The following is a 22130-nucleotide window of genomic DNA, read 5'->3' as shown; positions in this document are numbered from 1 at the left end:
GCTCGGTCAGCTCCTCACGAGGGTCGCGGCGGCGGGGGCGGGGATGCGCTCCGCGAGCGGGATCACGGGCGGGATCGCCTCCGGAGGCCGGCCGAGCAGCACCCGCCGTACGGCGCGCTCGGCGGCCAGACCGTCGTCGAACTGGCAGAACCGCTCGCGGAACGCGGCCCGCAGCGCCTTGGACTCCGGCCCCGCGTACGAGCCGTCACGGAAGACGCGGGCCAGCTCCTCGGGGGTCTGGGCGACCGGGCCCGGCGGGGCCTCCATCAGGTCGAAGTAGACGCCGCGCGTCTCCCGGTAGACCTCCCAGTCGTCGGCGTACACGACGATGGGCCGGTCCAGGTTGGCGTAGTCGAACATGATCGACGAGTAGTCCGTGACCAGCGCGTCCGCCGCCAGGCAGACGTCCTCCGAGGAGCGGTGCCCGGTGACGTCGATGATCCGGCTGCTGCTCCTGCCGAGCCCCCGGTCGTAGAAGTAGTGCGCGCGCAGCAGGACGACGACGTCCTCGCCGGCCGCCTCGCAGAAGGCCTCCAGATCGAGTCCGGTCTCGAAGCCGGTGTGGTGGTCGCGGTGGGTGGGGGCGTACAGCACGGCGGTGCTGCCCTCGGGCACGCCCAGGTCCCGGCGGATGCGTGCCACGTCGTGGGCGGTCGCCGTGTAGTACACGTCGTTGCGCGGATAGCCGTACTCCAGGGCCTCGTACGAGCCCGGGAAGGCGCGCTCCCACATCTGGGTGGAGTGGCGGTTGGAGGAGAGGTTGAAGTCCCAGCGGTCGACCCGGCCGAGCAGCTTGGCGAAGCTGCCGGTCTGGGCGGCCACCACCGGGTACGTCGACTGGTCCACGCCCATCTTCTTCAGCGGGGTGCCGTGCTGGGTCTGGAGGTGCACGCTGCCGGGGCGCTTGACGACTTCCTCGGCGAAGTTGGCGTTGTTGACCAGGTACTTGGCGCGGGCCAGCACCTCCCAGTAGCGACGGCTGCCGATCAGCGCGTAGTCGACGCCGTCGGGCACGGCGTGCGCCTGGCCGGGCTCGACCAGGAACACCGAGCGGATGTGCGGGGCGAGTTCACGGGCCTTGGCGTGGATCGCGGCCGGGTTGCAGGCGTAGCCGCGGCCCCAATAGGCGCAGTACACGGCGAGGTTGGGGTCGAGGGGGCGGCGCAGCTGGATCTGGTACAGCAGGCGGGTGCGCAGCATGCGGGGGCGCGGGACCAGCTCCACCGCCCTGGCCGCAGACTGGTTGGCGGCGCGCAGCGCGTGGAACGCGGTGTACGCCCCCGCCGCAAGGAGCCGGTGCTGGACACCCACGCTCCCGCCCGGCATCCGGAAACCGGCCGGGCGATGGCGGCGGTGCAGATGGCGGGCGCGGCGGAAGAAGGCCCGGTGCCCGGAGGGCAGCCGCTCGGGGTGGGCGGCGGTCTTCAGCACGGTGGCGAAGAGCTGCTCGAACAGCGGCCGCGTCCGCTCGCCGGACAGCCCCCGCTCGGCGGCCCGGGTCAGCACCAGGTCCACCTGGTCCAGCAGCTCGGCCTGGTGTGCGCCCGGCAGGTTGAGCCTGCTGCCCTGCCGCCGCAGCCGGTGCCGGACGAGCACCGAGCGCAGCACCGCCAGCCGGTCCGCGGCGACCGTCGTCAGCCCGCCCCAGCCGAGGTCGGTGAAGTGGCCCGCAGGGAAGGCGAGTCGGTGCGCGGCGACGAAGGAGCGGCGGTAGGCGGCGCTCCAGGCCGGCAGCTGGACGCCGGTGAGCCCGGGTGCCTGGGCCGGGGAGAACGCCCCGGCCGGGGTCCGCGCCAGCACTGGCTCCGCCGGGTTGGTCGGCTCACCGTCCCACCAGGGCGTCCGCTCGTGCTCGAAGTACAGGACATCGACGTCGCCCGTCTCCCCGAGCCGCGCGGCCAGGGCCGTCAGCGCCCCGGGCATCAGTACGTCGTCGCCGTCGAGGAAGAGCAGATACGCGCCGGTCGCCGCCCGCAGCCCGGTGTTGCGCGCCCCGCTCAGACCGGCGGCCGGCGGCGAGTGCACCGGGCTCACCCGGGAGTCCCGCTCGGCGTAACCGGCGGCGACGCCGGCGGCCGGGGACCCGGGCTCGTCGCAGACCGGGATCAGCTCGAGGTCGGCGAAGGACTGTGCGAGGACCGAGTCCAGTGCCTGGGACAGCCGGCCCGCGACCCCATGGGACGGGACGATGATGCTGAAGCGGGGCATTCTGCTCTTTCTGTAGTGATACGGACGCGGCCGGGCCGCCCGGTCGGCCGCCAGGTGGACGGCCGGGTGGGGGTGGGCCGCGAAGTGCTGAGGGGCATGGGAACTCCCGGTAGGGGAAACGGCGTTCAGTGGCCCTCGGTGACGGGGAGGGGGCCGGAAGGTTGCGGAAGGGTGGCCAGCGGGGTGCGGGCGAGCGCCGAGGCCGCCGACGGCGCCGGGCGGCGCTCGTCGAGCGGGGTGAACGGCGGCTGTCCCTCGGTCCGGCCCAGCACGACGTGCTGGACGATCCGCTTGGCGGCGCGTCCGTCGTCGTACGGGCAGAAGCGCTCCCGGAACGCGCAGCGCAGCCGGGCCGAGCTGGAGCCGCGCCAGTGGCCGGACGCGAAGATGTCGATCAGCTCGTCCTCGCTGCGCGCGATCGCGCCCGGCGGGAAGGCGCGCAGGTCGAAGTAGGTGCCGCGGGCCGCCTCGTACACATCCCAGTCGGCGGTGTGCACGATGATCGGCCGGTCGAGGTTGGCGTAGTCGAACATGATCGACGAGTAGTCGGTGACCAGCGCGTCCGAGGCGAGGCACAGCGACTCGACGCTCGGGTGGTCGCTGACGTCGATGATCCGGTCGTGGGCCTCGGCGAGCGGGCCGTCGTGCCAGTAGTGGGCGCGCGTCAGGATCACGAAGCGCGGGCCCAGGCAGCGCAGGACGTGCTCCAGGTCGAGGGCGAGGTGCTGGGTGCGGCGGTGGTCGCGGTGAGTGGGGGCGTAGAGGATCGCGACCGAGCCGTCGGGGATGCCGAGCTGCTCGCGCAGCCGGGCCACGTCCGCCGGGGTGGCCCGCTGGAAGACGTCGTTGCGCGGGTAGCCGTACTCCAGCGTGGTGTAGCTGCCGGGGTAGACGCGCTCCCAGGTCAGGGTGGTGTGGCGGTTGGCGGACACGACGTAGTCCCACTTGTCGACGCCCCGCAGGAGCTCCGCGAAGTCCATGTCGCGGGCGGCCGCCGGGCGCTCCTGGAGGTCCAGGCCCATGTGCTTGAGGGGGGTGCCGTGCTGGGTCTGGACGAACACCTGGCCGGGGCGCTTGCGCAGCCGTCGGTCGAAGTTGACGTTGTTGACCAGGTACTTGGAGCGGGCCAGCGCCGTCCAGTAGGCGGCCGTGCCGGGGCGCAGCCGGCGCGGGCCGGGCGGGATCGTGTGCTGGTGCTCGGGGTGGGCGATCCACGCCGTGCGGATGTGCGGGGCGTGCGTGCGGAACGCGGCCTCCAGCGCGCCCGGGTTGCAGCCGTAGCCGCGTCCCCAGTAGGCGGCGAAGACGGCACGGTCGGCGCGCAGCGGGAGGCGCAGCTGGATGCGGTAGTGCAGCTGGAGGGTGGCGGCCTTCAGGACGCGGGCGAGCCGGGCGGCGAGATGGAGGGTGCGGCGGCGCGCGGACATCGCCGACTGCAGGGCGCGGTAGGTGCGGTGCAGGCCGAAGCGCACGAGGGTGTGGCGCAGGCGTGAGCGCAGCGGGACGGAGACGCCGGGGGCGCGGTAACGGCCGTAGTGGGCGCGGGCCTTGATCAGGAACTCGGCGTGGGTGCCGCGCGGCAGCCGGTCGCGCTTGGTGAACACCGTCGAGAAGTGGTCGATCATGCGGCGGAACAACACCGGCCGCCAGCGGGCGAGTTCGGGCCGCTCGTCGAGGAACGCGAACACCCGGTCGTACTGCTCGAAGATGTCGAAGTGCTTGCGGCTGGTGGTGGACAGGATGTTGCCCTGCCGGCGCTGCCGGTAGTGCACGCACACCCGGTCGAGGGTCGCGATGGACTCCGCCGCCATCAGGACCGGGTAGGTCCAGGGGGTGTCCTCGTAGTAGCCCGGCGGGAAGCGGAAGCCGTTCGCCTCGACGAACTCCCTTCGGCAGGCCTTGTTCCAGGCCACCATCAGGACCCGCAGCAGCCCCGGGCGGTCGTCGAGGCGGAAGGGGGCCGGGCCCTGTTCGGCCAGCTCCAGCGCGAACTTGTTGCGGGCGGCCTCGCCCGTCCACCGGGTGCGCGCGTAGTCGTAGACCAGGACGTCCGGTTCGCCGGTCTCCTTGATCCGGTCGGCGATGGAGCGCAGCGCGTGCGGGGTGAGGGTGTCGTCGCTGTCGAGGAAGATCAGGTAGTCGCCCTGGGCGTGCTTCATGCCCACGTTGCGGGCGCCGCCGAGGCCCTGGTTCTCCGCCAGGTGCACGGCTCGTACGCGCGCGTCGCGGGCCGCGTACTCGTTGATGATCGCCCCGCAGGCGTCCGGCGAGCAGTCGTCGACGGCGATCAGTTCGAGATCGGCACAGGACTGCGAGAGCACCGAGTCCAGGCACTCGTGCAGATAGGCCTGGACCTTGTACACGGGGACGATGACACTGAACCTGGGCACAACACATCCATGGGTCGGTCGGCGCGGGCGTTGTGCCCGGGAACGGCCGCTGGAGTGATTTGGTTACGGTTGGTACGGCATGTGGGGGATGTCCGATGAACCGCGAGGGGCGAGCCGATAGCCGACCCGCCCCTCGAATATGCCCTTTTTGCTGTGATTTGACGGCTACTTGACCGCCCCTGCCATCACGCCCGACACGAACTGCCGCTGGAACGCGAAGAACACGGCCAGCGGGATCACCATGGAGATGAACGCCCCGGGTGCCAGTACGTCGATGTTGTTCCCGAACTGACGTACCTGCGTCTGCAGTGCCACCGTGATCGGCTGCGTGCCCGACTTGGTGAACACCAGGGCGACCAGCATGTCGTTCCACACCCACAGGAACTGGAAGATGCCCAGGCTCGCGATCGCGGGCCCGCCCAGCGGCATCACCACCCGTGCGAACAGGCGCAGTTCGCCCGCGCCGTCGAGCCGGGCGGCCTCCAGCAGCTCCCGGGGGATCTCCGCGAAGAAGTTCCGCAGCAGGAACACCGCGAACGGCAGACCGAAGCCCACATGGAACAGGATCACCCCGAGGATCGTCCCGAACAGTCCGATCTTTCCGAACAGTTCGGCGATCGGGATCAGCGCCACCTGTACGGGCACCACCAGCAGACTGACCACGCCCAGGAACCACCAGTCGCGGCCCGGGAACTCCATCCACGCGAACGCATAGCCCGCGAGGGAGCCGATGACCACGACCAGGACCGTCGCCGGAACCGTGATCAGGACCGTGTTCCACAGGGAGTCGGTGATGTCGCCGTTCTCCAGCAGCCTCTGATAGCTGTCGAAGGTCAGCTGGGAGGGCTTGGCGAACACCTTCCACCAGCCGCTCGCGCTCATGTCCTCGGGCGAGCGCAGCGAGGAGATGAGCAGACCGATCGTCGGCACCAGCCAGAACAGGCCGACGACCAGCAGGAAGGCACGCACCAGCCCCCCGCTGAGCCGCCCGGCGATCCGCGAGCCCAGCGACTGCCTCGCCTTCACGCTCTCGACGGGAGCCGTCTTGCCGATGCTTCCGGCATGCGTCGTCATCGCCTGCCCTCCCGCCTCAGCCGGCGAATGTTGAACCACATCACAGGGATCACCAGCAGCAGCAGGAACACCGCGATCGCGCTCGCGATGCCCGGCTGGTCCTCCGCGAAGCCCTTCCGGTACAGCTCCAGGGCGAGCACGTTGGCGTCGTCCTGGGAGGAGCCCGGCGCGATGATGAAGACCAGGTCGAATACCTTCAGCACGTTGATCATCAGTGTGACGGTGACGACCGCGAGGACCGGGGCGAGCAGCGGCACCGTGACCTTCCGGAACACCTGCCACTCGTTCGCCCCGTCGACGCGCGCGGCCTCCAGCAACTCCCGTGGCACGCCCGCGAGTCCGGCCGCGATCAGCACCATCGCGAAGCCCGCCCACATCCAGACGTACGACCCGATGATGGCCGGGGTGACCAGCGACGGGCCGAGCCAGTCGACGCCGTTGTACGGCGCCTTGAAGTTGCTCGCCGGAAGCCGCAGCCGGGCGCCGTCCGCGGCGGCCGGGAGCGTGAAGGTGCCGTCGGCGGCCGCCTTGGTCGAGGCCACCACCTTGCCGTCCTTCACCGCCTCGATCTTCATCCCCGCGTAGCCCAGCTCGGACGGGTCGGGTACGCCGAGCCTTCCGACGCCCTTGCCGCGCGTGAAGTCCTGCCAGGTGGTGCCGGTGATCTTCCCCGGCTCGGGCTTCGCCGCCACGGCCTTCTTCGCGCTGCCGGGCATCTGGTCCGGGGCCACGCCCACCAGGGGCAGCGCGACCGTCTCGCCCGTGTGCACGGTCGCCGAGGTGAGGAAACCGCCCGCGTCGGGCTTGAGCGGCGACTGGCGTCCCGGGTGCGCCTTCGGGAACGCCGACGACTGGGCGAAGGTGTCGTGGACACCGACCCACACGGCGTTGGCGACACCCTTGTCCGGATCCTGGTCGTACACCAGCCGGAAGATGATCCCGGCGGCCAGCATCGAGATCGCCATCGGCATGAAGACGACCAGCTTGAACGCCGTTCCCCAGCGCACCCGTTCGGTCAGCACCGCGAAGATCAGACCGAGGGCCGTGGAGACCGTGGGCGCGAACACCACCCAGATGATGTTGTTCTTCAGGGCCGTGCGGATGCCGTCATCCGTGAACAGGGCCTTGTAGTTGTCGACTCCGGTGAAGCCGTCGCCCGAGGAGTTGTAGAAGCTGCGGACGAGCGAGTACCCGATCGGGTAGACCACGAGCGCGCCGAGCAGCACCAGGGCGGGCAGCAGGAAGAGTGCCGCCACGGTCCTGCGGGTGCCGGTCACGCTCTTGCGACGCTTCGGCGCGGCAGGGGCCGGTGGGACCCCTGCCGCCGCGGCCGACGACATCGCCGGATCAGCTTCCGCTGCCGTACGCCGCCGCCGCGTCCTTCTCCAGCTTCGCCTGGGTGCCCGCGACGTCCTTCGGGTTCTTCAGGAAGTCCTGGAGGTCCTTCCACTCGCCCTTGCCGGGCGTGCCGCCGAAGGCCTGCGGGGCCTGGTCGGACATGTCGAAGCGGAAGTCGTCGCCCGAGGCGATGAGCGCCTTGGCGATCGTCTGCTGCACCGCGTTCGGATACGCCGAGGCCGGCACGTTCTTGTTCGGGGAGAGATAGCCGCCCAGCTTCGCCTGGATCGTCGCCGCCTCCGGCGAGGCCAGGAAGGTGGCCAGCGCCTGGGCGCCCTTGGAGTCCTTCAGGATGACGGCCGCGTCGCCGCCGGAGACCACGGGCGCGGTGGAGCCCACCGCCGGGAACGGGAACACCTTGGCGTCCGTGCCCACCTTCGCCTTGGTCTCACCGATGTTGACCTGCGCGAAGTCGCCCTCGTAGACCATGGCCGCCTTCGGCTGGTCGCCGCCCGTGAAGGTCTGGGTGACCGACGCCGGGAACTCCGTCTGCAGCGCGCCGTCCGCGCCGCCCGCCACATAGTCCTTCTTGCCCCAGATCTGGGCGAGTGTGGTGAGCGCCTGCTTCACCGACGGATCCGTCCACTTGATCTTGTGCTGGGCGAGCTGGTCGTACTTCTCCGGACCCGCCTGGGACAGATAGACGTTCTCGAACCAGTCCGTGAGGGTCCAGCCGTCGGCGCCGCCGACGGAGAACGGGGTGACACCGGAGTCGTACACCGCCTGGGCCGCCGTCAGCAGCTCCTGCCAGGTCTTCGGCTCCTTGGCGCCCGCGTTCTCGAACGCCTTGGCGTTGTACCAGATCAGCGACTTGTTGGCGGCCTTGTAGTAGACGCCGTACTGCTTGCCGTCGACCTTGCCGATGTCCTGCCAGCCCTGCGAGTAGTTCTTGGCGAGCTCCGCCTGCGCCTGCGCGCCGAGCGGCTTGGCCCACTTCTTGTCGACGGCCTGCTTGATGGCGCCGGGCTGCGGGAGCATCGCGACGTCCGGCGGCTGACCGCCGGCGATCTTCGAACCGAGGAAGTTGATGATCGGGTCCTGGGCGGGCACGAAGGTGACCTTCGCCCCGGTGCGCTTCTCGAACTCCCCGAGGACCTGCTTGAAGTTCTTCTGTTCCTGGCCGGTCCAGACGGCGGCGACCTCCAGGTTCACGCCGTCCAGCTTGGGAAGGTCGAGGCCGGAGCCGGTCGCGGTGCTGCTGCTCTCGGTGCCGCCCTTCTTGTCGTCGCTGCTGGAGCAGGCGGTGAGCGCGAGCGCTCCAGCGAGGAGGGTGGCGAGTGTGGTGACGGCCCTGTTTGTCCGGATGGTGTTGCTCTTGCTACGCATCACTGCCCCGTTCTTCGTTCTCCGTTGAACGTCCGAGCGCTGTGCCGTGCGGTCCGGTCTACGCCCGGCTGCTTGAACGCGGCAAGAGCGCCAACACTGTCAAGTGGGGGATCGTGACCGCGTCGTGATGGGCGGGCTGGGGTGTCTCCCGTTGTACGGGCTGGAGTGCCTCCCGTTACAGGAGCGAAGGTATCTCCACCGCCGCGACCTCCCGCGCCGCCCGCTCCACCGCGCTGGCCAGCAGCGCCAGGTCGGTCGGGCCGTTGCCGAGCTCGCGCACGGGCCGGCGGGCCGGCGGGTCGCCCATGCGGTGCCAGTCCAAGGGGACGACCGTGGGGCGCTGGGTCGCGGTGCGCGGGATACGGCCCGTCACCCGGCCCCCCTGGAACGCGGTCACGCGTCCGTCCGCCGAGGTCAACCGCCCGCGCCCCGGCGCCGGTTCCTCGGGCCCGGAGGCCGGCGCGTCCAGGGTGACGCGCAGGGTGGCCCGGCGGGCCGGTTCCGTCTCCGCCGTACGGCCGCCGGGCCCGGACGCGGCCACCAGGTGGACGCCGAGCCGCTCGCCCTCCTTGGCCACCGCCTCCAGCGCCCGCATCACGGACCCCGCCGCGGGCCGCCCCGGCGAACCCAGCGCCGGGGAGACCAGCGCGTCCAGGTCGTCCACGACCACCACCAGGCGGGGCAACGGCGGTGCCACCTCGGTCTGTCGACGGGACGTCGCCGCGGGCCGCAGCCGCAGCGTGGAGCTGGGCGGGGTGTCCAGGTCCCCGGCCCCGGACGGCGCGGGGCGTCCGCCCGCCGTGCGCTGAGTGACCATACGGCCCGACAGCGCGCGGTGCGCGTGCCACTCGGCGAAGCCGTCCCGGCCGAGCAGTTCGGCCCGCCGCTTCAGCTCGGCGCTCAGGGACTGGGCGAACTCCCGCATGCGCACCGGGTCGTTCGCGGTGAGGTGGGTCGTGACGTGCGGGATGTCCGTGCAGACGCGCAGGCCCTCGCCGTGGCCGCCGGCCGTGCGGACGCCGTCCCGGCCGTCGATCAGGACGACGCCCAGCCGGTCGGGGCGCTCGGCGGCGGCGAGCGAGGCGACGACCGCGCGCAGCAGCTCCGTACGGCCGCTGCCGGACGGCCCCTCGATCAGCAGATGCGGCCCGTCGGCCACCAGGTCCGCGCCGAGCGGGCCGCGCGGACCGGCGCCGAGCACGGCCACGGCCCGGCCGGCCGGCGACTCCGTGTCGTCGGCCGCGTCCGCCCAGCGCGCCATCAGCGACGCCGGGGTGGCCCGGGCCAGCCCCAGCTCGTCGAGCAGCCGGGCCGACAGCGGCAGCGGCGCGGCCACGCGCGCGTGCCGCTCGCCGACGGCACCGTCCGTGCGCAACGGCGCCAGCGCCCGCGCGAACCGCTCGGCCCAGGCCGGGGAGACCGCGTCGACCGAGGCGACCGTGCCGGGGCCCACGGGAACGGCCGAGCCGCTGTGGGAGTCCGTGCGCGCCACTCGCATCAGATGCAGCGCCGTGGCCACGTCGCCGCCGAGCAGCGCCACGGCACCGCACTCACGGAACGTCGGCGCCACCGCGCACGCCGCCTCGTACGTCTCCGTCACCGGCGAGGCGGGCGAGGCGGGGTCCGTCTCGGCCAGACACACGACATGTATCCCGGCCCGGGGGCCCTCCAGCGCCAGCCGTGCCACCGCCTCGCGCAGACCGGCCCCGCCCGGGTCGCCGTCCACGACGACCACGGTGTACGGCCCGGCGAAGCCGTCCGTCCCGTCCGCGCCGAAGTCGTCCCGCGCCCAGGAGGGCCGCCGGGCCGGCCGCCGCTCACCGTCGAGGGTCACGGACCGGGGGACGTCACGGGCCGCGGGCCGCGCCGCCGTCCCGTCGGCCACCTGCTCCTTCAGGCGGTGCAGGAGTTCCTCGGTGCGGGCCGCGGCCTGTTCGCGGTCGTGGGCGAGGAGCAGACGGCAGTCCTGGCCGTGCCCCGGGCGCACATGCGGGAGCCAGCCGAGCCAGGACCACTCGGCGGTGCGCTCCTCCAGGGTGCGCGTGCGGTCCGCGCTGATCAGCACGATCTCCAGCGAGTCGGGGGAGTGCAGCGCGGCGAGCTGCGCCAGCACCGCGCGGGCCAGCCCGGACAGCCGCGCGCGCGGTCCGGCCAGGCCCAGCGCGCCCGCCTCGCGCAGATCGGCGGTCACCGGCACGCCGGGCAGCAGGCCCGCGCCGTCCGGGGTCGCCCGGTCGGCCGTGCCCAGCCGGACCGTGAGGGTCTCGGGGTGTCCCGGCCCTCGCTCCCACAGCCGCGGCCCGGGGCCCAGCGCCGTCAGCAGCAGCGCGGCCGGGTCCGGCCAGGTATCGGGCTGCTGGGGGACGTCGGCCGCCGGTGCGGTGGCGTCACCGGCACCCTCCACGCCGTACGCCTCCCGCCCGGTGGCCGGCTGCTCCCCGCGGCCGCCGGTCAGCCGCCGCGCCCACGCTCCTATGCCGCCGCGCCTGCGCAGGCCCTGGGGCACCTCGGTGCCACGCAGGGGAGTGCCCTTGCGCCCGGCGGGAAGTCCGTCCTCACGCGCGCGTGCGTCGGAGTGGAGGCCGTCCGGTGCCGTGTCGTGTCCCGTCGTACCGGAGAAGGCGGCGCCCGCGCCGCCCGCTCCGAAGCGGCCGGCGTGGGTGTCCCCGCCCCGGCTCTCGATCCTGGGCGCGCCGCCCTGTTCCGGTACGGCAGGCGGCGCCACGGGGAGGTGCTCCTGGGCGCCCGGACCGCCGCCCGGGGAGTCCCAGCCGGCCGGGCCGTACGCGTGATGCGTGCGCGCGCCGGGAGCGTCGCCAGTCGCGGTGCCGTCCTCGCGCGCGTGGGGTGCCGGACCGTCGGGAGCGGTCCCCGGTTCGCCCGGGGTCACCCGGACGCACCCCTCCCCGTCGGGCACGGTCTCCACCCGCGCCCCCGGCCCCCCGGACGGAGTCAGCCGCAGAGCCGATTCGCCGATCCTGAGCAGGGCCCCCGGAGGGAAGCGCACCGGGCGGTTGTCCACCCGGGTGCCGTCCAGGGCCGTGCCGTTCGTGGAGTCGAGGTCGGCGACCGAGACACGGCCGTCGGCGGCCACGGTCACCGCACAGTGCAGCCGGGAGACGTCCGGGTCGTCGAGCGGGACGTCGGCGTCGGCGGAGCGGCCGATGGTGATCTGCCCGCCGTGCAGCAGATGGACCCCGCCCGCGTCCGGGCCCGCCACCACGTGCAGCTGGGTCGGGGCGTCGTCCAGCTCAGGATGCGCCTCGGGCTCGGCCGGTGCGCCCAGGGACAGCACGGCGCCGTCGACCAGCGGGGGCTCACCGAGGGTGCGGCGCCGGGCGTCCAGCCGCTCCGCCCCCGCGTACAGCACGACCGCGGCGGCCGCGGACTCGCGGCCCAGGCTGCCGTCTCCCAGGACCGCCGAGGCCAGGCCCGACGCCACCGCCGCCAGGTCCGTGCCGGCGGGCGCCGTGACCAGCACGTCGCGGCTCGCGACGCGGCCCCGCCCCGGGGCCGGGCCCAGCGGGTCTACGACGGTCAGCCGGATCTGCATCGCCGTCAGCGGTCCCTTCTGCACGGGCGCGGACTACCCCCCACCCCACGAGCACGTCGGCCAGTACTGCAGGCATCCTCGCACCTGTCACTGACAATCCGCCCGCGACCCGGTATCAAGTGATCTTGATTGGTCAGCTCTGCCCCTAAAAGTGCCTGACCAGTACCTCGCCGACGATCACTTGAGATCGGTCACGTCCGGGCCCGGCAACCGGGCGGCCGAGGCGAGCGTCTTTCCATCGAACATGCAGGGGAAGGCTTACGTAGTGCCCTATGGAGCGGCACTAGAGTGGACCGGAACACCAGCCATCAGCAGGGAGCGCATGACGTGCGGCCGGTAGGCAGCAAGTACCTCCTGGAGGAGCCGCTCGGACGCGGCGCCACCGGGACCGTCTGGCGAGCCCGCCAGCGAGAGACCGCGGGCGCCGAGGCGGCCGTGCCCGGACAGCCCGGTGAGACCGTCGCGATCAAGGTCCTCAAGGAGGAGCTCGCGAGCGACGCGGACATCGTGATGCGGTTCCTGCGGGAACGGTCCGTCCTGCTCCGGCTGACCCACCCCAACATCGTCCGGGTCCGCGACCTGGTGGTCGAGGGCGAACTGCTGGCCCTGGTCATGGACCTCGTCGAGGGCCCCGACCTCCATCGCTACCTGCGCGAGAACGGCCCCTTCACACCCGTCGCCGCGGCCCTGATGACCGCTCAGATCGCCGACGCGCTCGCCGCCAGCCACGCCGACGGCGTCGTCCACCGCGACCTGAAGCCCGCCAACGTGCTGCTCCAGCAGCGCGACGGCCAGATGCACCCGCTGCTGACCGACTTCGGCATCGCGCGCCTCGCCGACTCCCCGGGCCTCACCCGCACCCACGAGTTCGTCGGCACGCCCGCGTACGTCGCGCCGGAGTCCGCCGAGGGCCGCCCGCAGACCTCCGCGGTCGACATCTACGGCGCCGGCATCCTGCTGTACGAGCTGGTCACGGGCCGTCCGCCGTTCGGCGGCGGAAGCGCCCTGGAGGTGCTCCACCAGCACCTCAGCGCCGAGCCGCGCCGCCCGTCCACTGTGCCCGACCCGCTGTGGACGGTCATAGAGCGCTGCCTGCGCAAGAACCCGGACGACAGGCCCAGCGCCGAGAACCTCGCGCGCGGGCTGCGTGTCGTCGCCGAGGGCATCGGGGTGCACGCGAACTCGGCGCAGATCGCCGCCGCGGAGGGCGTGGGCGCCCTGCTGGCCCCCGACCCGGCGCCGACCGCCGTACCTGGTGTGCCCGGGGCCGCCGACCCGACCCAGGTGCTGCCGACGGGCTCGGCGCCGGGCACGTACGACCCGAACGCGGCGACCAGCTTCCTGCCGCACACCGGTGGCCCGGCGGGCGCGGCCGACCCCACCGCCGTACTGCCGAACACCGGGGCGGCGGACCCGACCGCCGTCATGCCGCCGGTGCCGCAGCACCAGGCGGGCGGCGGGCAACAGCCCGAGCAGCCGCACCCCTGGCAGACCCAGCTGCGCGCGGCCCGCGACCGCAACGAGCAGACGCAGATCCAGTACCTCGACCCGAACGAGGACCCGCTGCGCCGCCGGCCCCAGCGGCAGGTGGCCCGCCCCCAGCAGCAGCCGAGGCAACAGCCCCAGCAGCGTCCGCAGCCGCGGCAGCAGCAGGGCCCGCCGCCCGGTTACGGCCGGCCGCAGCAGTACGCCCCGCAGCAGCAGCCCCAGCGGTACGCGCCGCCGGCCGCACCGGCGGAGCCCCGGCGCCCGGCGCGCGAGCCCCGGCAGCGCAGCGCCAACCCGATGAAGATCCCCGGGCTCGGCTGTCTGAAGGGCTGCCTGTTCGTGATCGTCATCCTGGTCGTCGCGGGCTGGCTCATCTGGGACCTGACCCCGCTGCACACCTGGATCGGGGAGGGCAAGGGCTACTGGCACCAGCTGCGTGACCTGGTGAGCACGGTGGGCGGCTGGGTCAAGGATCTGGGCAACGCCACCAGCGGCAACTGATCGCCAGTCTGTGGATTTGTCGACATCTGGCGGGTGATTTCTGTCTCCGTGGTGAAGGTCGGCACGTCGGACGCGTACTTTTAACGACAACACGCGTCTGTAGGAGCAGTCTTGGCACGGAAGATCGGCAGCCGGTACACCGCCAACCAGATCCTGGGGCGGGGCAGCGCCGGCACGGTGTGGCTGGGCGAGGGACCGGAGGGTCCCGTCGCCATCAAGCTGCTGCGCGAGGATCTCGCGTCCGACCAGGAGCTCGTCGGACGCTTCGTGCAGGAGCGCACGGCGCTGCTCGGACTGGAGCACCCGAACGTCGTGTCGGTGCGCGACCTGGTCGTGGACGGCAACGACCTGGCGCTCGTCATGGACCTGGTCCGGGGCACGGACCTGCGCACCCGCCTGGAGCGGGAACGGCGGCTGGCGCCCGAGGCAGCGGTGGCGATCGTCGCGGACGTCGCGGACGGGCTGGCCGCGGCGCACGCGGCGGGGGTCGTGCACCGGGACGTGAAGCCGGAGAACGTGCTGCTGGATATGCAGGGGCCGCTGGGCCCCGGCGGCGCGCACCCCGCCCTGCTGACGGACTTCGGCGTCGCCAAGCTGATCGACTCCCCGAAGCGGACCCGGGCCACGAAGATCATCGGCACGCCTGACTATCTGGCCCCGGAGATCGTGGAGGGGCTGCCCCCGCGCGCGGCGGTGGACATCTACGCCCTGGCGACCGTGCTCTACGAGCTGCTGGCCGGCTTCACGCCGTTCGGCGGCGGGCACCCCGGGGCGGTGCTGCGGCGGCACGTGACCGAGACGGTCGTACCGCTGCCGGGGATTCCGGACGAGCTGTGGCAGCTGATCGTGCAGTGCCTCGCCAAGGGGCCGGCGTCGCGGCTGCGGGCGTCCGAGCTGGCGGCGAGGCTGCGGGAGCAGCTGCCGCTGCTGGCCGGGATGCCGCCGCTGGACGTGGACGAGCCGGAGGCGGAGGGGGCCGAGGAGACGGAGTCCGCGGAGCCGGTCCCCGCGTCGGCGGGCGAGCCGGTACGACGGCGGGGAGCGGTGTCCCTCGTCCCCGGCGCCCGGCCGGACTCCAACCGGGACACGCATACGTCGATGAGGGTGCCGGGCCCCGACGAGCTGGCCGGGGGAGCACGGGGTACGGCCCGGGTCCCGCGGGCCTCCGGAGCCCCCCGCCCCGGCTCCGCCCGCCATCGCGCCGTCGCCCGGCGCCGCAGGATCACCCTGGGGGTGGCGGGGGTGGTGCTGGCGGCGGCGGTGGGCGTGGGCGCATGGCTGGCGACATCGAACGACGACACGGAGACGCCCCCGCAGGACACCCACACATCATCGACCCCCTGACCCACCCCACCTCCCCGGGACCCCGCCCCGCTCGCCCACCCGCCCGGCCCGTCTCGGTGGGCTGAGGGGTCCCGCCCTGGGGCTCCGCCCCAGACCCCGTTCGCCCGCCCGCCCGGCCCGTCTCGGTGGGCTGAGGGGTCCCGCCCTGGGGCTCCGCCCCAGACCCCCCTTGCCCACCCGCCCGGCCCGTCTCGGTGGGCTGACAGGTCCCCTCTTGGGGCTCCGCCCCTGACCCTGGCGGGGCTTCGCCCCTACGCCCCATTGGGCTGTGCCCCAGACCCCCCGATGGGGCTTCGCTCCTGACTCAGCCGGGGACCTGCCCCAGGCCCTGCCGGCTTCGCCCCTGCACTCCTGGAGGGGACTTCCTGGCGGAGCCATGCCCGAACCCAAGCGGGGCTTCGCCCCTGCGCCCCGTATGGGACCGTGCCCCCGCGCGCCCGGCGCCCCCCGCGGGGCCCTGCTCCGGACCCCAGCGGGCCCTGCCCCCTGCACCCCAGCGCAGCCCCTGCCCCAGACCCCACCGAGGCACCCCTGCACCCCAGTGCAACCTCGCCCCCATCCCCGGCCCCATCCCCGCACGTCACCCCCACCCCCTGTGTCAGCCCCCGTCGCCAGTTCCCGTCCCCGCCCTTCCGGCTTGCGGCCGTGAGGTCGTTCAGGTCGATGCGGGGGGCCGGGGGCGGCAGCCCCCGGGGTGGGCAGGGAGGGTGCCGGGGCACTCTCGGGCCGGGTCGGGCGGCGGAGCCGTTACGCTGGAGGCGTGGCAGTCCTCGATGTTTCCGAAGAGCTCAAGTCCCTCTCCTCGACCATGGAGTCGATCGAGGCCGTTCTGGACCTCGACAAGCTGAGGGCAGACATCGCCGTGCTCGAGGAGCAGGCGGCCGCGCCGTCCCTGTGGGACAACCCGGACGAGGCGCAGAAGATCACCAGCAAGCTGAGCCATCTGCAGGCCGAGGTCAGGAAGGCCGAGGCGCTGCGGGGGCGGATCGACGATCTCGCCGTGCTCTTCGAGATGGCCGAGGAGGAGGACGACCCGGACACCCGCGCCGAGGCGGAGTCCGAGCTCGCCGCCGTCCGCAAGGCGCTGGACGAGATGGAGGTCCGGACGCTGCTCAGCGGTGAGTACGACTCCCGTGAGGCGCTCGTCAACATCCGGGCGGAAGCCGGTGGCGTCGACGCCGCCGACTTTGCCGAAAAGCTTCAGCGCATGTATCTGCGCTGGGCCGAGCAGCGCGGCTACAAGACCGAGGTGTACGAGACCTCGTACGCGGAGGAGGCGGGCATCAAGTCCACCACCTTCGCCGTCCAGGTGCCGTACGCCTACGGAACGCTCTCGGTCGAGCAGGGCACGCACCGACTCGTGCGCATCTCGCCCTTCGACAACCAGGGCCGCCGCCAGACCTCCTTCGCGGGTGTCGAGGTCCTGCCCGTCGTCGAGCAGTCCGACCACGTCGAGATCGACGAGTCCGACCTGCGTATCGACGTCTACCGGTCCTCCGGCCCCGGCGGCCAGGGCGTCAACACCACCGACTCCGCCGTGCGCATCACGCACATCCCCACCGGCATCGTCGTCTCCTGCCAGAACGAGCGGTCGCAGATCCAGAACAAGGCCACCGCCATGAACGTGCTGCAGGCCAAGCTCCTCGAGCGGCGCCGGCAGGAGGAGCAGGCCAAGATGGACGCCCTCAAGGGCGACGGCGGCAACTCCTGGGGCAACCAGATGCGTTCCTACGTGCTCCACCCGTACCAGATGGTCAAGGACCTGCGGACGGAGCACGAGGTCGGCAACCCCGAGGCCGTGTTCAACGGTGAGATCGACGGCTTCCTGGAGGCCGGCATTCGCTGGCGCAAGCAGCAAGAGAAGTAGACGAGGCCAGTCAATTTATCGACTTGGTAATCCCGGACAACTGCCGCCCCCGAGGCGGCAGTTGTCATTTGTCTGGGTTTTACATCACAGTCACAAGTCCCAACCACCGGCAAACGCCCCGCAAGTGGACATCACGCGCGCAACGGCCTTGACGTTGCTTTGAAAAATCGGAAGGGTAAAGCGTGGCATGCGTATCTCTGGGGCGCATGTGAACCGGGGGACTTGAGTTGTAGCGGATCTCGTCAGCCGCCCCCGTCGATCACCGCCGTCCCCAGGCGCCGCTCATTGACACTCAGCTACTGGGGGTAGCAACACATGACCAACAAGACGCGGATCCGGATCGCGCGGATAGCCGCCGGTGCCGTGATCGCCGCGGGCGCCTCGCTGACCGCCGCGGGCGCCGCCTCCGCCGCGGAGTCGGACGACTGCGTGCTCGGCGTGCTGTGCGCCGACGAGTCGCCGAGCCCGGAGCCGACCGAGACCGTCCCGACTCAGCTGCCGACGGAGACCGCGGTCCCCAGCGACGAGCCGACGGACCCCACGGAGGAGCCCACCGAGCCCACCGAGGAGCCGCCCACCGACCAGCCCTCCGAGCAGCCCACCTCCAGCCCGACGCACGGCAACGGCGGCGGGAACGGGAACGGGAACGGCAATGGCAACGGCCACGGCAACGGTGGCGGCAACAGCAACACCGACCCCGACGGCGGCTCGGGCACCTCCGCCCAGGAGGAGGGCAGCTCCGCCCTCACCGACACGTCCTCCGGCACCCAGACCCAGGGCAACGGCAAGCAGCTCGCCGAGACCGGTGCCGGGCAGACCGCGTTCCTGATCGTCGGCGCCGCCACCATGATCGCCGGTGGTATCGGCTTCCGCATCCTGCCGCGCCTCGTGGGCGGCCGGGGCGGTGCGGCCGCCTGACGGTGGCCGCACGATTACGGAACGTACGCGCGTCGTACGCGGAAGGGCCCGGAGCTTGCCGCTCCGGGCCCTTCGGCCGTCCTGTCGCCGCTTTCTACGCGGTCTGGTGCGCCAGCAGCGCCACCGCGGCGATCAGCACCGCCAGCAGCGCGATCAGCGCCATCGGGTTCAGTCCCGCGAGGAAGTTCTCCTGCTGCAGCCGCTCGCGGTTGGCACGGCACACAGGGCACCGGCCCTCGTTCACGGGCGCCGCGCAGTTCGCGCACACCAACCGGTCGTACGTCATGCGCTCGCCCTCCTTGCACCGGCCTTCACCTACACAACGCTTCCCGGAACGAGAACGTTCCCCCTCCACTGTGCCAGGTTCCAAGGCAAAGGGCGCGGTCGTCCGGAGAGAGCCCCCTGGCACAAAAGCACACAACCCACACGCAACCCCTACCGGCGACTGCACTCACGCACCTGGTTCGCGTATGGTCACGCACACCTACCCCCGGCGACCCGTGGTGCATCCGTGATCCGATTCGACAATGTCTCCAAGGTCTACCCCAAGCAGACCCGCCCCGCGCTCAGGGATGTGTCCCTGGAAGTGGAGAAGGGCGAGTTCGTCTTCCTCGTGGGGTCCTCCGGCTCCGGAAAGTCCACCTTCCTGCGGCTGATCCTCCGCGAGGAGCGGTGCAGCCACGGTCAGGTGCACGTCCTGGGCAAGGACCTCGCCCGCCTCTCCAACTGGAAGGTGCCGCAGATGCGCCGCCAGCTGGGAACGGTGTTCCAGGACTTCCGGCTCCTGCCCAACAAGACGGTCGCGGAGAACGTGGCCTTCGCGCAGGAGGTGATCGGCAAGTCCCGCGGCGAGATCCGCAAGTCCGTGCCGCAGGTGCTCGATCTCGTCGGGCTCGGCGGCAAGGACGACCGGATGCCCGGCGAGCTGTCCGGCGGTGAGCAGCAGCGGGTGGCGATCGCCCGCGCCTTCGTCAACCGGCCCAAGCTGCTGATCGCCGACGAGCCCACCGGCAACCTCGACCCGCAGACCTCCGTCGGCATCATGAAACTGCTCGACCGGATCAACCGGACGGGCACCACCGTGGTGATGGCGACGCACGACCAGAACATCGTGGACCAGATGCGCAAGCGCGTCATCGAGCTGGAAAAGGGCCGCCTCGTCCGCGACCAGGCCCGCGGCGTCTACGGCTACCAGCACTGACCGCCCCGACGCTCCACGACGGAAAGGCTTAACCAGACGCCATGCGCGCCCAGTTCGTTCTGTCGGAGATCGGTGTCGGTCTCCGCCGCAATCTGACGATGACCTTCGCCGTCATCGTCTCCGTCGCCCTGTCCCTGGCCCTGTTCGGCGGTTCGCTGCTGATGAGCGACCAGGTCAGCACCATGAAGGGCTACTGGTACGACAAGGTCAACGTCTCGATCTTCCTCTGCAACAAGAGCGACGCCGATTCCGATCCCAACTGCGCCAAGGGCGCGGTCACCGAGGACCAGAAGAAGCAGATCCTCTCCGACCTGCACAAGATGTCGGTCGTCGAGAAGGTCAGCTACGAGTCGCAGGACGAGGCGTACAAGCACTACAAGGAGCAGTTCGGCGACTCCCCGCTGGCCAGTTCGCTCACGCCGGACCAGATGCAGGAGTCGTACCGGATCAAGCTCAAGAACCCGCAGAAGTACCAGGTGATCGCAACCGCCTTCGACGGACGTGACGGTGTCCAGTCCGTGCAGGACCAGAAGGGGATCCTGGACAACCTCTTCGGGCTGCTGAACCTGATGAACCGGGCCGCGCTCGGCGTGATGGCGCTGATGCTGATCGTCGCACTGCTGCTGATCGTCAACACGGTGCGTGTCTCCGCGTTCAGCCGTAGGCGCGAGACCGGGATCATGCGACTGGTCGGCGCCTCCGGCTTCTACATCCAGGCGCCGTTCATCATGGAGGCCGCGGTCGCCGGTCTGATCGGCGGCGGACTCGCGTGCTTCTTCCTGGTCGTGGGGCGCTACTTCACCATCGACCACGGCATGGCCCTGTCCTCGAAGCTCAATCTGATCAACTTCGTGGGCTGGGACGCCGTGTTGACAAAGCTCCCGCTGATCCTCGCCACCAGCGTGCTGATGCCCGCCCTTGCCGCATTCTTCGCGCTGCGCAAGTACCTGAAGGTGTGACGCATGCCAAGAGGGCCGTACGGTCAACGAACCGTGCGGCCCTCCGCGTTGTCCTAGACTCACCCGCATGTCAGGCCGCGACCTGTTCTGTCAGCCCCGCCGTATCCGCCGCGGGGCGGCCCTGACGTTGGTCTTCGCCGGCGTGCTGGCCGCCGGCGCCGCGACCGGTGCCTTCGACTTCGACCATGGCGGCCGCGGACCCGCACCGGACGCGGCCCGTACGGCCCCCCGGCACGACGCCGTCCAGCAGGCGGCCGCCGCGGCCCTGGCCGACGGCACGTCCCCCATGGAGGCCGCCGAGCGTGCCGTCAGCCGCAGCGGGGACCGGTGGGCCGCCGTCTACTCCGAGGGCGAGTACGAGGAGTTCCAGGAGGCCCTCGACGGCGAGTACACCGGTGTCGGCCTGTGGGCACGGCGCGAGGCCGACGGACGGATCGAGGTGACCCGGGTGCAGTCCGGGTCGCCCGCGGCCGAGGCCGGCATCCGCAAGGGCGACCGGCTGCGCAGCGTCGACGGCGAGAAGGTCGACGGGCGGCCCGTCACCGAGGTCGTCTCATTACTGCGCGGCGACGCGCACGACGCCCCCGCGGGCACCTCCGTCCGCCTGGGCCTGGAACGCGGCACGCACACGTGGAGCCGGACGCTGCGCCGGGCCCGCCTGTCCACCGACTCCGTCACCGTCCGCAGGCTCCCCGGCGATGTCCTGGTCATCAGGATCGCCGCCTTCACCAAGGGCTCCGGCGACGCGGTCCGCACCGCCGTACGGCAGGCCCCGGCCGGCGCCGGGATCGTCCTCGATCTGCGCGGCAACTCCGGCGGCCTGGTCACCGAGGCCGTCACCACCGCCTCCGCCTTCCTCGACGGCGGCCTGGTCGCCACCTACGACAGCGACGGCGAGCAGCGCGCCCTGCACGCCGACGCCGGCGGCGACACCACCAGACCCCTGGTCGCGCTCGTCGACGGCGGCACGATGAGCGCGGCCGAGATGCTCACCGGCGCCCTGCAGGACCGCGGCCGCGCGGTCGTCGTGGGCTCCCGCACCTTCGGCAAGGGCTCCGTCCAGATGCCCACCCGGCTGCCCGACGGCTCCGTGGCCGAGCTGACCGTGGGCCACTACCGCACCCCCTCCGGGCACTCCGTCGACGGCCGCGGCATCACTCCCGACCTGGAGGCCGGGCGGCAGCCGCTGCAGCGGGCGGAGAGCATCCTCGGCGGCCTGGGCGACGCCTCCTAGACGCGTCGCACGTTGTTAATCGACTTCCCTCGCACCCCCTGCGTAGTGCGAAAATGGACGGCACTATGAGCAAGGGAATGTACGTACCGAAGGAGTCCCAGCAGAAGCAGGGGACGGCCGCCAAGTCCCGGGACGGCGAGAAGGGCGGCAAGCGCAAGATCGTCGCGCAGAACAAGAAGGCGCGCCACGACTACGCGATCATCGACACCTACGAGGCGGGTCTCGTGCTGACCGGCACCGAGGTGAAGTCGCTGCGTCAGGGGCGGGCCTCGCTGGTCGACGGCTTCGTGCAGATCGACGGGAACGAGGCGTGGCTGCACAACGCCCACATCCCCGAGTACAGCCAGGGCACGTGGACCAACCACTCGGTGCGCCGCAAGCGCAAGCTGCTGCTGCACCGGGAGGAGATCGACAAGCTGGAGGCCAAGTCCGGGGAGACCGGCCACACGATCGTGCCCCTCGCCCTGTACTTCAAGGACGGCCGGGCCAAGGCCGAGATCGCCCTCGCGCGAGGCAAGAAGGAGTACGACAAGCGGCAGACGCTGCGTGAGCAGCAGGACCGCCGGGAGTCCGACCGCGCCATCGCGGCGGCGAAGCGCAAGCAGCGCGGCGCCTAGCGGCGGGGAATGCGCTGGCACCGACCGGCGTTGTTCACGTACGATGACATCT

Annotated in this window: 15 protein-coding genes; 8 read left to right on the top strand and 7 right to left on the bottom strand. The window is 71.9% G+C overall.

The genetic code is table 11. The features are described 5' to 3' along the window. Window positions 1-6: 6 nt before the first annotated feature. The 6 genes from AB0I54_RS10390 to AB0I54_RS10365 all read right to left on the bottom strand — a co-directional run bounded on the left by AB0I54_RS10390 (window position 7) and on the right by AB0I54_RS10365 (window position 11949). Window positions 7-2208, bottom strand: coding sequence for a CDP-glycerol glycerophosphotransferase family protein (locus AB0I54_RS10390; RefSeq protein WP_363295483.1), 2202 nt, complete (start codon window positions 2206-2208; stop codon window positions 7-9). Between the two features lie 125 nt (window positions 2209-2333). Continuing rightward, window positions 2334-4598, bottom strand: a complete 2265-nt coding sequence (locus tag AB0I54_RS10385; protein ID WP_363295482.1) for a bifunctional glycosyltransferase family 2 protein/CDP-glycerol:glycerophosphate glycerophosphotransferase — start codon at window positions 4596-4598, stop codon at window positions 2334-2336. Window positions 4599-4763: 165 nt separating this feature from the next. Beyond that, window positions 4764-5672, bottom strand: a complete 909-nt coding sequence (locus tag AB0I54_RS10380) for a carbohydrate ABC transporter permease (protein WP_363295481.1) — start codon at window positions 5670-5672, stop codon at window positions 4764-4766. Beyond that, a complete protein-coding gene (locus AB0I54_RS10375; RefSeq protein WP_363295480.1) occupies window positions 5669-7012 on the bottom strand; it encodes a sugar ABC transporter permease in 1344 nt (447 codons plus the stop codon). The genes AB0I54_RS10380 and AB0I54_RS10375 overlap by 4 nt, the downstream gene beginning before the upstream one ends. Window positions 7013-7019: 7 nt before the next feature. Further along, window positions 7020-8396: an ABC transporter substrate-binding protein gene (locus AB0I54_RS10370; protein WP_363295479.1), complete on the bottom strand. Its 1377-nt coding sequence runs from the start codon at window positions 8394-8396 to the stop codon at window positions 7020-7022. A 175-nt stretch (window positions 8397-8571) separates the two neighbouring features. Then, window positions 8572-11949, bottom strand: coding sequence for an FHA domain-containing protein (locus tag AB0I54_RS10365; RefSeq protein ID WP_363295525.1), 3378 nt, complete (start codon window positions 11947-11949; stop codon window positions 8572-8574). A gap of 327 nt (window positions 11950-12276) precedes the next feature. On the opposite strand from AB0I54_RS10365, the gene AB0I54_RS10360 reads away from it, so the two are divergent. The 4 genes from AB0I54_RS10360 (at window position 12277) to AB0I54_RS10345 (ending at window position 18067) form a co-directional block, all read left to right on the top strand. Then, window positions 12277-13938, top strand: coding sequence for a protein kinase (locus AB0I54_RS10360; RefSeq protein ID WP_363295524.1), 1662 nt, complete (start codon window positions 12277-12279; stop codon window positions 13936-13938). A 111-nt stretch (window positions 13939-14049) separates the two neighbouring features. Then, the gene (locus AB0I54_RS10355; protein ID WP_363295478.1) at window positions 14050-15282 is read left to right on the top strand and encodes a serine/threonine-protein kinase; all 1233 of its coding nucleotides are present in this window, start codon (window positions 14050-14052) and stop codon (window positions 15280-15282) included. A gap of 760 nt (window positions 15283-16042) precedes the next feature. Further along, entirely contained in the window at window positions 16043-17149 is a 1107-nt protein-coding gene (gene prfB / locus AB0I54_RS10350; protein ID WP_263209344.1) for a peptide chain release factor 2, read from the top strand. A gap of 315 nt (window positions 17150-17464) precedes the next feature. Then, on the top strand, window positions 17465-18067 hold the full coding sequence (locus AB0I54_RS10345) for a hypothetical protein (protein WP_363295477.1): 603 nt from the start codon (window positions 17465-17467) through the stop codon (window positions 18065-18067). Window positions 18068-18161: 94 nt separating this feature from the next. On the opposite strand, the gene AB0I54_RS10340 is transcribed toward AB0I54_RS10345, so the two are convergent. Next, a complete protein-coding gene (locus AB0I54_RS10340) occupies window positions 18162-18353 on the bottom strand; it encodes a hypothetical protein (RefSeq protein WP_316753993.1) in 192 nt (63 codons plus the stop codon). A gap of 225 nt (window positions 18354-18578) precedes the next feature. Between AB0I54_RS10340 and ftsE the strand changes: the two genes are divergently transcribed. The 4 genes from ftsE to smpB all read left to right on the top strand — a co-directional run bounded on the left by ftsE (window position 18579) and on the right by smpB (window position 22078). Beyond that, window positions 18579-19268 (top strand): cell division ATP-binding protein FtsE, encoded by a 690-nt coding sequence (gene ftsE / locus AB0I54_RS10335; RefSeq protein ID WP_194045450.1) that lies wholly within the window; start codon window positions 18579-18581, stop codon window positions 19266-19268. A gap of 41 nt (window positions 19269-19309) precedes the next feature. Beyond that, a complete protein-coding gene (gene ftsX, locus AB0I54_RS10330; RefSeq protein ID WP_363295476.1) occupies window positions 19310-20227 on the top strand; it encodes a permease-like cell division protein FtsX in 918 nt (305 codons plus the stop codon). A 67-nt stretch (window positions 20228-20294) separates the two neighbouring features. Further along, a complete protein-coding gene (locus tag AB0I54_RS10325) occupies window positions 20295-21461 on the top strand; it encodes a S41 family peptidase (protein ID WP_363295475.1) in 1167 nt (388 codons plus the stop codon). Window positions 21462-21538: 77 nt separating this feature from the next. After that, window positions 21539-22078 (top strand): SsrA-binding protein SmpB, encoded by a 540-nt coding sequence (gene smpB, locus AB0I54_RS10320; protein WP_363295523.1) that lies wholly within the window; start codon window positions 21539-21541, stop codon window positions 22076-22078. Window positions 22079-22130 lie beyond the last annotated feature (52 nt).

The sequence above is a fragment of the Streptomyces sp. NPDC050625 genome (assembly GCF_040654755.1).
Taxonomy (GTDB): domain Bacteria; phylum Actinomycetota; class Actinomycetes; order Streptomycetales; family Streptomycetaceae; genus Streptomyces.
Note: the sequence above shows the minus strand (reverse complement) of the source record. Positions and strands in the feature narration are given on the sequence as shown.

Coding starts and splice junctions, on each gene's coding strand:
- AB0I54_RS10365 (WP_363295525.1), bottom strand. CDS start 11,949: ATGCAGATCCGGCTGACCGTCGTAGACCCGCTGGGCCCGGCCCCGGGG.
- AB0I54_RS10345 (WP_363295477.1), top strand. CDS start 17,465: ATGACCAACAAGACGCGGATCCGGATCGCGCGGATAGCCGCCGGTGCC.
- AB0I54_RS10380 (WP_363295481.1), bottom strand. CDS start 5,672: ATGACGACGCATGCCGGAAGCATCGGCAAGACGGCTCCCGTCGAGAGC.
- AB0I54_RS10375 (WP_363295480.1), bottom strand. CDS start 7,012: ATGTCGTCGGCCGCGGCGGCAGGGGTCCCACCGGCCCCTGCCGCGCCG.
- AB0I54_RS10325 (WP_363295475.1), top strand. CDS start 20,295: ATGTCAGGCCGCGACCTGTTCTGTCAGCCCCGCCGTATCCGCCGCGGG.
- AB0I54_RS10340 (WP_316753993.1), bottom strand. CDS start 18,353: ATGACGTACGACCGGTTGGTGTGCGCGAACTGCGCGGCGCCCGTGAAC.
- AB0I54_RS10390 (WP_363295483.1), bottom strand. CDS start 2,208: ATGCCCCGCTTCAGCATCATCGTCCCGTCCCATGGGGTCGCGGGCCGG.
- ftsX (WP_363295476.1), top strand. CDS start 19,310: ATGCGCGCCCAGTTCGTTCTGTCGGAGATCGGTGTCGGTCTCCGCCGC.
- AB0I54_RS10370 (WP_363295479.1), bottom strand. CDS start 8,396: ATGCGTAGCAAGAGCAACACCATCCGGACAAACAGGGCCGTCACCACA.
- smpB (WP_363295523.1), top strand. CDS start 21,539: ATGTACGTACCGAAGGAGTCCCAGCAGAAGCAGGGGACGGCCGCCAAG.